This window comes from Vibrio sp. 378, from assembly GCF_033339435.1.
Genome location: NZ_JAWOUO010001143.1, coordinates 1 through 524 on the forward strand (window position 1 = coordinate 1; position 524 = coordinate 524).

Consider the following 524-nt stretch of genomic DNA (forward strand, 5'->3'; position numbering starts at 1 on the left):
GGCTGGCACTCAGTCGTCATGCACCGTCTAAAATCCATACCTTAGATGATTTAGAAGCGATCATGAGCTTGGGCTTTCGTGGAGAGGCATTGGCGAGTATCAGTTCCGTCTCTCGTCTTACATTAACCTCTCGCCCAGCTGCGCAAGAAGAAGCGTGGAGTGCATATTCGGAAGGGCGTGATATGCAGGTCAAATTGCAGCCTGCTGCCCATCCCATTGGTACCACGGTTGAAGTGCTGGATTTGTTTTTCAATACTCCTGCACGCCGTAAGTTTCTGCGTACCGAAAAAACGGAATTTGCTCACATTGACGAGCTGTTAAAACGCATTGCACTGAGCCGCTTTGATGTCTCGATCAACGTTCGTCATAACGGCAAAGTGATCCGCCAGTACCGTGCGGCTAAGAATCAACTGCAAACCGAAAAGCGCATAGCGGCGGTGTGTGGTAATGCATTTGTGCGTAATATGCTTCGTATTGAGCTTGAGCATCAAGGTCTCAAGTTGCATGGTTGGATCACCACCCCG

At 49.6% G+C, this 524-nt stretch carries 1 protein-coding gene; it reads left to right on the forward strand.

What is annotated here, in order from left to right:
• A partial coding sequence (gene mutL / locus R7Q48_RS30840) for a DNA mismatch repair endonuclease MutL (protein ID WP_318134219.1) occupies positions 1-524 on the forward strand: 524 nt, incomplete at both ends.